This window comes from Roseovarius sp. MBR-78 (assembly GCF_040547535.1).
GTDB lineage: Bacteria > Pseudomonadota > Alphaproteobacteria > Rhodobacterales > Rhodobacteraceae > Roseovarius.
This window is the reverse complement of the sequence record NZ_JBEPPX010000030.1, coordinates 25029-36403: the sequence shown is the minus strand read 5'-3', so window position 1 is coordinate 36403 and position 11375 is coordinate 25029. Positions and strand designations below refer to the sequence as shown.

The following is an 11375-nucleotide window of genomic DNA, read 5'->3' as shown; positions in this document are numbered from 1 at the left end:
TGGGAGGCATAAGGCCGTCAGCCGACCACGACATCCAGCCTCACCCAAATCGCACCGCTGCGTGGCAGCGAAAACGGTCAAAAATCGAGGTGCCCCTTATGCAAAGTCGGAGGGCAGCACCCCCTCGGGGATGTTCTGATAGCAGACGGGCCGCAGGAAGCGGCGGATGGAGAGCGTGCCGACGGAGGTCGCGCCGAAATTGGTCGAGGCGGGATAGGGGCCGCCATGAACCATCGCGTCGCAGACCTCGACGCCGGTGGGAAAGCCGTTGGCCAGAATGCGCCCGGCCTTGCGTTCCAGCACCGGCAGCAGGGCGCGCCCCAGATCCGCATCGCCCGCATCCATATGCAATGTGCAGGTCAGCTGGCCCTTCAGGCTGCGCGCAATGGCCTGCATCTCGTCCTCGTCCTCGACCAGAACGATAAGGCCGAGCGGGCCGAACACCTCTTCGCCAAGCGCCTCGTTGGCCAGCCACGCCTTGCCGGTGGTGACAAAAAGATAGGGCGTGGCGTGGCGCAGATCGCAGGTAGAGCCCAGCAGTTCCTGCACGCCCGCGCTGCCGGCCACCCGGTCGCGCCCGTCGCGATAGGCGGTGGCGATGCCGTCGGTCAGCATGGTCTGCGCGCCGACGGGGGCCAGCGCCTGTGTCGCGGCCTTGGCAAATGCCTCGGCCTCGGCACCCTTGATCAGAACCGCGATGCCGGGATTGGTGCAGAACTGCCCCGCGCCCATGGTCAGCGACGCGGCCCAGCCTTCGGCAATCCCCGCCCTGCGCGCGGCAAGCGCCTCGGGCAGGATGAACATCGGGTTGACGCTGCCCAGCTCGCCGAAGAACGGGATCGGCTCGGGGCGTTGCGCGCACAGATCGAACAGGGCGCGCCCGCCGCCCAGAGAGCCGGTAAAGCCGACAGCCTTGATGAGCGGGTGCTGCACCAGCGTCTGACCGACCTCGCGCGTGCCGCCCTGAACAAGGCTGAACGTGCCGGGATGGACCCCGCAGCGCGTGATCGCGGCATGGATCGCCTCGGCCACGATTTCCGATGTTCCGGGATGGGCGCCGTGACCCTTGACGACGACAGGGCAGCCCGCGGCAAGCGCGGCGGCGGTATCGCCCCCGGCAACCGAGAAGGCCAGCGGGAAATTCGACGCGCCAAACACCGCGACCGGGCCGATGGGCCGCTGCATCATCCGCAGGTCGGGGCGCGGCATGGGCGCGCGCTCGGGCAGCGCCGCATCATGGCGACGGTCAAGGTAATCGCCCTTGAGGATATGCTCGGCAAAAAGCCGCAACTGCCCCACGGTGCGCCCGCGCTCACCTTGCAGCCGCGCCTCGGGCAGGCCGGTTTCCTGGCTGCCGATAAGGGTGATCGCCTCGGCGCGGGCCTCGATCTCGTCGGCGATGGTGTTGAGAAGCGCTGCGCGATCCTCGCGGCTGCTATAGCCGAAGGACCAGAACGCCTCTTCTGCCGCAAGACAGGCCGCGTTAACGAGTGCGGGCGTGCCAATGCTGAATTCATGGGCAGGCCCGTGCGCGGGCTCGGACTGAAAGCTTGCCTCGCCAGCAACCCAATCGCCCGCGATCAGGTGCTTGCCATGGGGGGTGAATGTCTCGTCGAGCATGTCGTGCTCCTTTTCAGGTCAGGCCCTTGGCGGCCATGAATGTGTTGAGTTCAACCCTTGTGGATCGGCTCGTTGGTGAACATGCCGCCCTGATAGATGCTTTGCGGGGCGTCGGCGGCGGGGCGCGGTGCGGCGGCTTCGATCTCGGCGCGAAAGAGTTCCGAATTGTCCTTCGCCCGCCAGCCGATCAGTCGCGCGGTTTCGGTGTTCCACCAGCCCGCATCATTGTCGGACACGCCCCAGATCACCGGGCAGCCCAGCATCGGCACGCGGAACACGCATTCGATCAGAGAGATGAAATCATCGGGCGACAGCCAGGTTGCCATCATCCGCCGGTCGCGCGGCTTCTCGAAACACGATCCGATGCGGATCACCGCCGTTTCCTGCCCGAACTTGGAATGATAGAGCGAGGCCATCGCCTCTCCGAAACATTTGGACACGCCATAAAGACCGTCGGGTTTGATCGGTGCCCTGGTGTCGATGCGCTCATCCTGACGGTAATAGCCGATGGTGTGGTTGGACGAGGCAAAGAGGATGCGTGGCATGCCATGCGCGCGCGCGGCCTCGTAAAGGTTGTAGACCCCGGCGATATTGCCGCGCGCGATCATCTCCCAGGGGCGTTCGACCGACACGCCGCCCAGATGCACGATCCCGTCGCACCCGCGCACCAGATCATCGACCGCATCCGCATCGCCCAGATCGCAGCGAACCACCTCTTCTTTCGGGCCGTTCGCGGGGGCCATTTCGGCGACATCCGAGAGGCGCAGCACATCGGCCATATGCCCCAGACGGGCGCGCGCCAGTTTCCCCAGATTACCGGCGGCACCGGTGATAAGCAGTCGTTTCATCGCAAACATCCCTTATTTCAACAGGTTGGGCAGCAGCATCGAAAACGCCGGAACATAGGTGACCAGCATCAGCGCCACGAGAATCGCCAGGTAGAACGGCCAGATTGTCCTGACCGCCTGCTCGATCCGGATGCCGCCGACCGCGCAGCCGACAAAAAGACAGGCCCCGACGGGGGGCGTACACAGGCCCAGCCCGAGATTCATCATCATGATCACGCCAAACTGCACCGGATCCATGCCGAGTCCCACCACCACCGGCAGGAAGATCGGCGTGCAGATCAGGATCAGCGCTGCCATATCCATGATCATCCCGAGCACCAGGAGGGTAAGATTCAGCAGCAACAGGATCACGATCGGGTTTGATGAAATAGAGGTCACGAACGTGGCCAGATTGTCCGGCACCCGGTAGAGCGCCAGCAGATAGGCAAACGACGAAGCCGTCGCCACCAGCAGCATCACCATCGCCGTCGTGCGCACCGCCGAGACAACCGCCAGCCGGAACCCCGCCCAGGTCAGTTCGCGGTAGACGAATATCGTCACCACCAGTGCCCAGATCGCGCCAAAGGCACCGGATTCGGTGACCGTCATCATCCCCGAGAGCACGCCACCGACGATGATCACCGCCGTCAGAAGGCCGGGAATGGCAACGACAAAGCTCAGCAAAAGCGCGCTCCAGCCGGGAAACTCTTCCGCCGGGTAGCCGCGTTTGACGGCGATATACCAGGCCACCAGCCCCAGACAGAGGCACATCAAGACGCCCGGTATGATCCCGGCGATAAAGAGTTGCGACACCGACACGCCGCCCGCGGCCACCGCGTAAAGGATCATGTTATGCGACGGCGGAATGACCACGCCCGCAACCGAGGATGTCACCGTGACATTCACCGCATAATCGGCGTCATAGCCCTTTTCCTTCATCACCGGCATCAGGATCGCGCCAAGCGCCGAGGTATCGGCAACCGCCGAGCCCGAAATCCCGCCGAAAAGCATCGAGGAGGCAACATTGACCACCCCGAGCCCGCCGCGCGACCGGCCCACGGCACTGGCGGCAAGCCGCACCAGCCGCCCGGCAATGCCGCCCTGCATCATCAATTCGCCCGCAAAGATGAAAAACGGAATCGCCAGCAGTGAAAACACCGAAATGCCCGACAGGATCCGCTGAAAGGCGATGAACATCGGCAGGCCTTCGTAAAGAAACCCTCCCACCGTGGCGAGGCCGAGCGCGAAGGCGACCGGCATGCCAGAAATCAGGCCAAGGGCAAAAATGCCGAAAAGGATGATCAGGCCCATTCAATGCTCCGCCAGGTCTTGGCCGCGCGCCAGCGCAGCGAGGTGAACAATTGAAAACAGCACGCTCAGCACCCCGCAAATGATCATGGGAACGGCCCGCCAACCTTCGGCGATGCCCAGCATCGGAATCCGCCGCTGCCAGGTCTTGGCGGCCAACTCATAGCCCTGCCAGGCCAGATAGCTACCAAAGACGATGACCCCGATCACCGCGATCCAGCGCAGCGGCACCCGCAGCGGCGCGGGCATCATTTCCCGCACGAAATCAATCGACAGATGCGCCTTGGTCCAGACCCCGGCGGCCCCGCCCAGAAAGGTGATCCAGACCACCAGCAGCAGGGCGGCCTGTTCAACCCATGTCGGCGTGTCGTTCAGCACATAGCGGCCAAAGACCAGCCAGCCGAAGATCGCGATCAGGGTGACCAGTTGGATACCGGCAACTGTCAGGCAGATCCGCGCTGCCAGATCGAAGAGGCGATGGATCGCCCCCGGCGGCCCGGCGTGATCGGGGAAGGTCATCTTTGGCTCCTGATGCAAGGACATGCCCCGCGCCGTTGACCGGCGGGGGGCGGGCGTGGCGGCGCGCTTACTTGGTGGCCTGAATATCCTTGATCAGCGCCTCAAGATCGGGATTGGCCGTGATGAAGCCTTCGTAGACCGGAGCCATCGCGGCCTGAAACGCCTTCGGGTCGCTCACCTCGTTCACCGAAACACCGGCGGCCTCGACCTTGGCGCGGCTGGCCTTTTCGCGTTCGGCCCAAAGCGCACGCTGTTCCTGCGCGGCATTCACAGCGGCGGCTTTCACGATCGCCTTGTCCTCGTCAGACAGGGCATCCCAGCTTGCGGTTGAGATGCACAGACATTCGGGCATAATCAGGTGATTGGTGATCGAGTAGTATTTCGCCACTTCGTAATGGTTGGAGCTTTCAAAAGACGGATAATTGTTTTCCGCCCCATCGATCACCCCGGTTTTCAGCGATTGATAGACCTCGCCATAGGCCATCGGGGTGGCATTGCCGCCCAGTTGATCGACCATGTTCACATACAGGTCGTTGTTCATCACCCGAAACTTCAGCCCCTTGACGTCAGCAGGGGTCTTGATCGGATGTTTGGTGTTGTAAAACGACCGCGAGCCGCTGTCGAACCACGACAGCGCCACCAGCCCCTCGGCCTCAAGCGCGTCGGAAAACCGCCGCCCTATGTCGCCATCCATTGCCGTGTGCATATGATCGACATCGCGAAAGATGAATGGCAGTGAAAGCACATTGGTCGCCGCAACGATCTGACCCATCGGCCCCATGTTGAAATTGGCGAAATCCAGACCGCCATTGCGCACCTGCTCGATGGCGTCGGGTTGATCGCCCAGAACGCCGTTGTGATAGACCTCGGGTTCGATGCGGCCTTCGGTCTTGTCCGCGACCTCCTTGGCAAAGCCTTCCAGCGCGACGGAGTTCGGATAATCCTTGGGGTGGATGTTCCAGCCGCGCCACTGTTCGGCCACGGTCGGGGCCGCGACAAGGGTTGCAAGGGCGCATGACAGCGCGAATTTGGTAAAAGTCATCAAGAATCCTCCCATTCTCTCAGGCCGTTTTGCCGCCGATGCGCGAATATATGCTTAATCATCCTATGCATTGTCAATACATATGATGACATTTGTGTGGATTTGACAAATTCGTGCAAATGACGCTTAAGTCGGCAAAAAAGGATTGCGAAATGACCCAGACCAAGACAGGCGAAACGGTGCCGCGCGCGCGCGGCAATCTTGTGGCAAAGGTCGTGGCCGAACTACGCGAGCAGGTCGAAAGCGGCGCGCTTTGCGTAGGCGATCGCCTGCCCTCCGAGGCCCGCCTGACCGAGCTTTTCTCCGTCTCCCGCACGGTCATCCGCGAGGCAATTGCCACGCTGCGCGCCGATGGGTTGGTGGAGCCGCGCCAAGGGTCCGGTGTTTTCGTGCTGGCCCCGGCGGATATCGAGGCGCGCCCGTTCCAGATCATCGACGCTGACAAGATTTCCTCTATTATAGAAATGCTTGAGCTGCGCGTCGCGGTTGAAATGGAGGCGGCGGCGCTTGCCGCCACCCGCCGGTCCCCGGCGCAGGAAGAAGAGATTTACGACGCCGAAGCGCAAATTCGCGCCCTTGCCGAACAGGGCCAGCCCACGACCGAGGCGGATTTCAGATTTCACCGCGCAATTGCGCTGGCCACCAACAACCCGCGCTTTGTCGAATTTCTGGATATCCTGGGGGCCGCACTGATCCCGCGTTCCGCGCTGCGTCAGTCCGAGCGCGACCGCAGCACCGACAGTTACATTGCCCTCATCTCCTCGGAGCATCGCGCCATTGCCGACGCCATCGCCGCCGGGGATTGCGACGGCGCGCGCGACGCTATGCGCCAGCACCTGAAGGGCAGCCAGCAACGTTATCGCAGTCTTTTGCGCGACACGGTAAAATAGATCATACAAGTTATTGACACCCATCAGTCCAATCGGCTAGCTCTTGGGAAAAGCAAGATACCGGAGCGCAAGATGACCCCGAATGACCTCAAGACATCCCTTGGTGCCGGGCTTTTGTCCTTTCCCGTCACGCCTTTTGGCGCGGACGGCGCGTTCAATCGCGCGGTCTACGAGCGCCACGTGGGCTGGCTGGCGCAATACCCCGCCGCGACTCTGTTTGCGGCCGGCGGCACCGGTGAGTTCTTTTCGCTCAAACCCTCGGAAATCCCCGAAATCGTGCGGGCGGCCAAGGCCTCTGCCGGGAAAATCCCGATTGTCGCGGGCTGCGGTTACGGCACCGAAATCGCGGTCGAGATCGCGCAGGCGGCTCAGAAGGCCGGGGCGGATGGTATCCTGCTTATTCCACATTACCTGATCGACGCGCCGCAAGACGGCATTTACGTCCATGTCAAACGCGTGTGCCAATCCGTGGACATCGGTGTGATGGTCTATAATCGCGACAATTCAATCCTGCAGCCCGACACGCTTGCGCGGCTGTGCGACGATTGCCCCAACCTGATCGGGTTCAAGGACGGATCGGGCGATATCGGCCTTGTGCGCCAGATCACCGCCCAAATGGGCGACCGGCTGATGTATCTGGGCGGCATGCCGACGGCGGAGCTTTTTGCCGAAGCCTATCTCGGCGCGGGCTTTACCACCTATTCTTCGGCGGTGTTCAACTTCGTGCCCGGCCTTGCGATTGAATTCTACGACGCGCTGCGCGCCGGAAACCGCGCCCGCTGCGAGACAATCCTCAATGATTTCTTCTATCCGTTCATGCAGATCCGCAACCGCGCCAAGGGCTATGCCGTCTCGGCGATCAAGGCGGGCGTGCGCCTGCAAGGGTTCGAGGTCGGGCCGGTGCGCTCTCCGCTTACCGATCTGAGCGAAGAGGAGATGGGCATGATGCAAGACCTGATCGCGCCCTATCGGTCATGACGATCGTCGCTGTTCATACCCACCTGCTTGAGCATCGCCTTGAGACCGCGTTTGAAAGCGCGTCGATGCGATTCGACCGCCGCCAGCATCTGCTTGTGGAAATCATCTGCGCGGATGGCACCGTCGGCTGGGGCGAGTGCCTTGGCCCGGCGCGGGCCAATCGCGCAGTGGTGGAAACCTATGCCAACTGGCTTCTCGGCATGAACCCGCTCGAGACCGAAAAGATCTGGGCGGTGCTTTACAATGCCTTGCGCGATCAGGGCCAGCGTGGGCTGGCGATCACCGCATTGTCGGGCATCGACGTGGCGCTGTGGGATATCAAGGGCAAGCATTTCGGCGTGCCGGTCTCAACCCTCTTGGGCGGGCGGTTCCGCGAAAGCGTGCGCGCCTATGCCACCGGGGCCTTCAAGCGCGATGGCGTCGACCGCGCAAGCGACAACGCCGAAGAGGCCGCGCGCTATCGCGCCGCCGGGTTCCACGCGATGAAGATCAAGATCGGCTTTGGCTTTGACGAGGATCTTGCCGTGATCCGCGCCGTGCGCGACGCCATGGGCGACGAGATGCGCCTGATGATCGACGGCAATCACGGTTATGACCCGCTTGAGGCGATCAGGGTCGGGCGCGCGGCAGCGGAATATGACGTGGACTGGTTCGAAGAACCGGTCACGCCCGAGCATCTGGCGGCCTATCGCGAGTTGCGTGTCAAACAGCCGATCCCCGTCGCCGGCGGCGAGACATGGCACGCCAGATGGGGGATGCGAGAGCCGATCGAAACGCGGGCGGTGGATATTCTGCAACCCGATCTTTGCGGCTGCGGCGGGTTTTCCGAAATGAAGCGCATCGCCGATCTTGCGGCGCTGCACCATATCCGCGTGGTGCCGCATGTCTGGGGAACGGCGGTTCAGATCGCGGCCTCATTGCAATTCATCGCCGCGATGGTGCCAAGCCCGGTGCGCCTCAACCCGATCGAGCCGATTCTTGAGTTTGACCGCACCGACAATCCGTTTCGTCAGGCGGTGATCACCCGCCCGATCGAGCATGACGAGGGCGTTGTCGCCATTCCCGACGGTCCCGGCCTTGGGGTCGAGATCAACCGCGACGCGCTCCGCGAATTTGCCCCGAAGGATGCAGGATGATGGATCGCAAGCTTGACGGCGAGAGGCCCGCGATTGCCCTACCCAAGGGCACGGTGGATTGCCAGACCCATATGTATCTGCCCGGCTTTCCGGCGCTGCCCGGGGGCCCCGGCAACCCGCCCGATCCCTTGCCCGGCCCGGCCATGTATCGCCAGGTGGCCAAATGGCTGGGGATTGAGCGGGTGGTGATCACCCAAGGCAATGCGCAACAGCACGACAATGCCAACCTTCTGGCCTGTCTGGCAGAATTCGGAGAGTGCGCCAAAGGGGTTGCGGTGATTGACGCCACAACCAGCGACGCCGAATTACAGCGCCTTGCCGATGCGGGCGTGACCGGCGCGCGGATCATGGATCTGCCCGGCGGCGCGGTCGGGCTTGACCAGCTAGAGGCGGTCGATGCCAGGGCCGCCAGCATGGGATGGGTGATGGCGGTGCAGTTCGACGGCTCTGACATTGCCGACCACGCGCCCCGCCTTGCCGCGCTGAAATGCAACTATGTGATTGATCATCACGGCAAGTTCTTTCGCGGCGCAGCGCCGGACGGCCCCGAGATCGCCATCCTCAAGCGGTTGATCGACAGCGGCAATTGCTGGTTCAAACTGGCGGGCTGCTACGAAAGCTCTGTGTCGGGGCCGCCGGAGTTTGCCGATATCGCTGCCAACACCCGCGCGATTGCGGGTCACGCACCCGAACGCCTTCTGTGGGGCACCAACTGGCCGCATAATCAGGCCAGAACCAGCGCCGACTATCCCGATGATGGGCAGCTTCTGGATCGGGTCCTGGGCTGGCTTGACCCGGCGGCGCGCGAACTGGCGCTGGTGGACAATCCACAGGCCTTTTTCGGCTTTTCAAGCCCTCTGCGTCCGGGCGTCTGCTGACGTGTCAGGCCTGTCTGGCCCGAAGCTGCATATATGGGCTTTGGGAGGACCAAATCCGCCACATCCTATCGCCATGCCCAGGCAGATGCATTTGAGTTATGGCCAGATTACGCTCTTGCGATGAAACCCTGACCCGCCAAGCGTCGCGCAGCTCAGCCCCGACCAATCAACGTGATGGTGTGGATAGCCCCAGCTAGCGGCATCGCAATGTGCCATGTTGGCGTTGTTGAACCCAAGAGGAACAGGAGCCCTCCACATGAAAATGACAACACTCAGAGTTGATCTTGCGAAGCGGATGACCCGCCGGGACCCGCCCCTCAAGGTCAACATAGCTGAACAGCGACCCGCTCGCTTCATCCGCCCCACACTTTGCGCCACTCTCCGTGACCGGGATCATTTCGTAGGAGGCGGTCTGATTTGGTCTGCTCTGGCGTGGCCGTATTGCAGGTATGATCGCGGGGAGCTAACATCCGCCTCGGTCGGGTTGCAGGCGAACACCGCGACGAACGCGGTGGGCACTGCCTGCACGGGACCTGTGTCGCACACTATGTCGAGGACGCCATGACCGACGATCTCTCCGCCGTATTGAGAACGGCCCGCATCGTTCCGGTGATCCGTCACCATGACACGAGGATCGCGGAAACCGCTTGTCGCCTGTTGGTCGAAGAGGGCGCGCGCGTGCTTGAAATCACCATGACAGTGCCTGCGGCGAATGATCTTCTGCGACGGCTGGGCGCGGCCTGTCCCGATGTCGTTCTCGGGGCGGGCACCGTTCTGGATGCCGCAGAGGCGCAGGGGGCAATCGCGGCGGGGGCCGGGTTCATCGTCTCGCCGTGCTGGTGCGCGGAGGTGGCCGCCGTCTGTCACGCGGCGCAGGTGCCTTATCTGCCCGGTGCCATGACGCCCGGTGAAGTGCACCATCACGCGCAGGCCGGCGCGCATGTGGTCAAGGTCTTTCCCGCCGATGCCGCAGGCGGGCCGGGGTTTCTCAAGGCGCTGGGGACGGTGTTCCCTGATATCGCGCTCATGCCGACCGGCGGCGTCACACCGGGCAATGCCGCCGATTACCTTGCCGCCGGGGCGCTTTGTGTCGGGATGGGGGGCAATCTTTTGCCCGCGGCGGCGCTTGAACAGGGGGATGAGGCGGGCGCGCGCGATCTCATCCGCGCGGCGCTGGCGGGAGCACGCTGATGGGGGTCGATCTTCTGTGTCTTGGCGAGCCGATCATGGAATTCAACCAGCAACCCGATGGGCGCTATCTGCCGGGGCATGGCGGCGACACCTCGAATTGCGCCATCGCCGCCGCGCGGCAGGGCGCGCGGGTGGGCTATCTGACCCATGTCGGGGCCGATGCCTTTGGCCGCTCCTTCATGGAGCTTTGGCAGGCCGAGGGCGTGGACACGACCACCGTGCGCGAGGTCGCGGGCGCCCAGACCGGCATTTATTTTGTCACCCATGGGCCAGAGGGGCACGAATTCAGCTATTTCCGCGCCGGATCGGCCGCAAGCCGCATGACCCCTGCCGATCTGCCGCGCGCCGCGCTCGAGGGGGCGCAGATCCTGCATGTCTCGGGCATCAGCCAGGCCATATCCGAGAGCGCCGCCGATACCGTCTTTGCCGCGATGAAGATCGTGCGCGCGGCCGGGGGGCGGGTGTCCTATGACAGCAATCTGCGGCTCAAGCTCTGGTCGCTGGAGCGGGCGCGGGCGATCATCCATGCGGGCATGGCGATGGCCGATATCGCCCTGCCGGGGTTGGAGGATGCCGAGGCGCTGACCGGGCTGAGCGACCCGGACCGGATCGCCGATTTCTACCTCGGGCTTGGGGCCGGGATCGTCGCGCTGACGCTTGGGGCCAAGGGCACGCTGGTGGCCACGCCCCAGCGGCGCGCGCGGGTGCCCGCCCGCCCGGTCAAGGCAGTCGATGCCACCGGCGCGGGCGACACGTTCGACGGTGCGTTTCTTGCGCGGATCATCGCCGGGGATGATCCGTTCATCGCCGCCGCCTATGCCAATGCGGCGGCGGCGCTTGCGGTGCAGGGTTATGGCGCGGTGGCCCCGATCCCTCGGCGCGAGGCAGTCGAGGCGATCCTCGCGTCCGGATCACCGGTCGCATGAGGGGGGCCGCGCGCAGGTGATCGAGTGAGGCGTTCCAAGTGCTTGGCACGGTGAGGTCGC

At 63.6% G+C, this 11375-nt stretch carries 11 protein-coding genes; 6 read left to right on the top strand and 5 right to left on the bottom strand.

The features are described 5' to 3' along the window. Positions 1-96 precede the first annotated feature (96 nt). The 5 genes from ABIE58_RS17815 to ABIE58_RS17795 all read right to left on the bottom strand — a co-directional run bounded on the left by ABIE58_RS17815 (position 97) and on the right by ABIE58_RS17795 (position 5316). On the bottom strand, positions 97-1620 hold the full coding sequence (locus tag ABIE58_RS17815; protein ID WP_354546028.1) for an aldehyde dehydrogenase (NADP(+)): 1524 nt from the start codon (positions 1618-1620) through the stop codon (positions 97-99). 50 nt (positions 1621-1670) lie between these two features. Continuing rightward, the gene (locus tag ABIE58_RS17810; RefSeq protein ID WP_354546027.1) at positions 1671-2468 is read right to left on the bottom strand and encodes an NAD-dependent epimerase/dehydratase family protein; all 798 of its coding nucleotides are present in this window, start codon (positions 2466-2468) and stop codon (positions 1671-1673) included. 12 nt (positions 2469-2480) lie between these two features. Next, positions 2481-3758, bottom strand: coding sequence for a TRAP transporter large permease (locus ABIE58_RS17805; RefSeq protein ID WP_354546026.1), 1278 nt, complete (start codon positions 3756-3758; stop codon positions 2481-2483). Further along, positions 3759-4274, bottom strand: a complete 516-nt coding sequence (locus ABIE58_RS17800) for a TRAP transporter small permease (protein ID WP_354546025.1) — start codon at positions 4272-4274, stop codon at positions 3759-3761. 67 nt (positions 4275-4341) lie between these two features. Next, entirely contained in the window at positions 4342-5316 is a 975-nt protein-coding gene (locus tag ABIE58_RS17795; RefSeq protein ID WP_354546024.1) for a TRAP transporter substrate-binding protein, read from the bottom strand. 152 nt (positions 5317-5468) lie between these two features. Here ABIE58_RS17795 and ABIE58_RS17790 point away from each other — a divergent pair, with 152 nt between their 5' ends. The 6 genes from ABIE58_RS17790 to ABIE58_RS17765 all read left to right on the top strand — a co-directional run bounded on the left by ABIE58_RS17790 (position 5469) and on the right by ABIE58_RS17765 (position 11315). Beyond that, positions 5469-6206, top strand: a complete 738-nt coding sequence (locus tag ABIE58_RS17790) for a FadR/GntR family transcriptional regulator (RefSeq protein ID WP_354546023.1) — start codon at positions 5469-5471, stop codon at positions 6204-6206. 72 nt (positions 6207-6278) lie between these two features. After that, a complete protein-coding gene (gene kdgD / locus ABIE58_RS17785) occupies positions 6279-7184 on the top strand; it encodes a 5-dehydro-4-deoxyglucarate dehydratase (RefSeq protein WP_354546022.1) in 906 nt (301 codons plus the stop codon). Next, positions 7181-8320, top strand: coding sequence for a mandelate racemase/muconate lactonizing enzyme family protein (locus ABIE58_RS17780; protein WP_354546021.1), 1140 nt, complete (start codon positions 7181-7183; stop codon positions 8318-8320). The genes kdgD and ABIE58_RS17780 overlap by 4 nt, the downstream gene beginning before the upstream one ends. Then, a complete protein-coding gene (locus ABIE58_RS17775; protein WP_354546020.1) occupies positions 8317-9198 on the top strand; it encodes an amidohydrolase family protein in 882 nt (293 codons plus the stop codon). The genes ABIE58_RS17780 and ABIE58_RS17775 overlap by 4 nt, the downstream gene beginning before the upstream one ends. Before the next feature lie 561 nt (positions 9199-9759). Further along, the gene (locus ABIE58_RS17770) at positions 9760-10389 is read left to right on the top strand and encodes a bifunctional 4-hydroxy-2-oxoglutarate aldolase/2-dehydro-3-deoxy-phosphogluconate aldolase (RefSeq protein WP_354546019.1); all 630 of its coding nucleotides are present in this window, start codon (positions 9760-9762) and stop codon (positions 10387-10389) included. Then, a complete protein-coding gene (locus ABIE58_RS17765; RefSeq protein WP_354546018.1) occupies positions 10389-11315 on the top strand; it encodes a sugar kinase in 927 nt (308 codons plus the stop codon). The genes ABIE58_RS17770 and ABIE58_RS17765 overlap by 1 nt, the downstream gene beginning before the upstream one ends. Positions 11316-11375: the final 60 nt, after the last annotated feature.

What these genes read in the sequence shown, in the direction of transcription:
- ABIE58_RS17815 (WP_354546028.1), bottom strand. Translation starts at nt 1,620, where the DNA reads ATGCTCGACGAGACATTCACCCCCCATGGCAAGCACCTGATCGCGGGC.
- ABIE58_RS17810 (WP_354546027.1), bottom strand. Translation starts at nt 2,468, where the DNA reads ATGAAACGACTGCTTATCACCGGTGCCGCCGGTAATCTGGGGAAACTG.
- ABIE58_RS17805 (WP_354546026.1), bottom strand. Translation starts at nt 3,758, where the DNA reads ATGGGCCTGATCATCCTTTTCGGCATTTTTGCCCTTGGCCTGATTTCT.
- ABIE58_RS17800 (WP_354546025.1), bottom strand. Translation starts at nt 4,274, where the DNA reads ATGACCTTCCCCGATCACGCCGGGCCGCCGGGGGCGATCCATCGCCTC.
- ABIE58_RS17795 (WP_354546024.1), bottom strand. Translation starts at nt 5,316, where the DNA reads ATGACTTTTACCAAATTCGCGCTGTCATGCGCCCTTGCAACCCTTGTC.
- ABIE58_RS17790 (WP_354546023.1), top strand. Translation starts at nt 5,469, where the DNA reads ATGACCCAGACCAAGACAGGCGAAACGGTGCCGCGCGCGCGCGGCAAT.
- kdgD (WP_354546022.1), top strand. Translation starts at nt 6,279, where the DNA reads ATGACCCCGAATGACCTCAAGACATCCCTTGGTGCCGGGCTTTTGTCC.
- ABIE58_RS17780 (WP_354546021.1), top strand. Translation starts at nt 7,181, where the DNA reads ATGACGATCGTCGCTGTTCATACCCACCTGCTTGAGCATCGCCTTGAG.
- ABIE58_RS17775 (WP_354546020.1), top strand. Translation starts at nt 8,317, where the DNA reads ATGATGGATCGCAAGCTTGACGGCGAGAGGCCCGCGATTGCCCTACCC.
- ABIE58_RS17770 (WP_354546019.1), top strand. Translation starts at nt 9,760, where the DNA reads ATGACCGACGATCTCTCCGCCGTATTGAGAACGGCCCGCATCGTTCCG.
- ABIE58_RS17765 (WP_354546018.1), top strand. Translation starts at nt 10,389, where the DNA reads ATGGGGGTCGATCTTCTGTGTCTTGGCGAGCCGATCATGGAATTCAAC.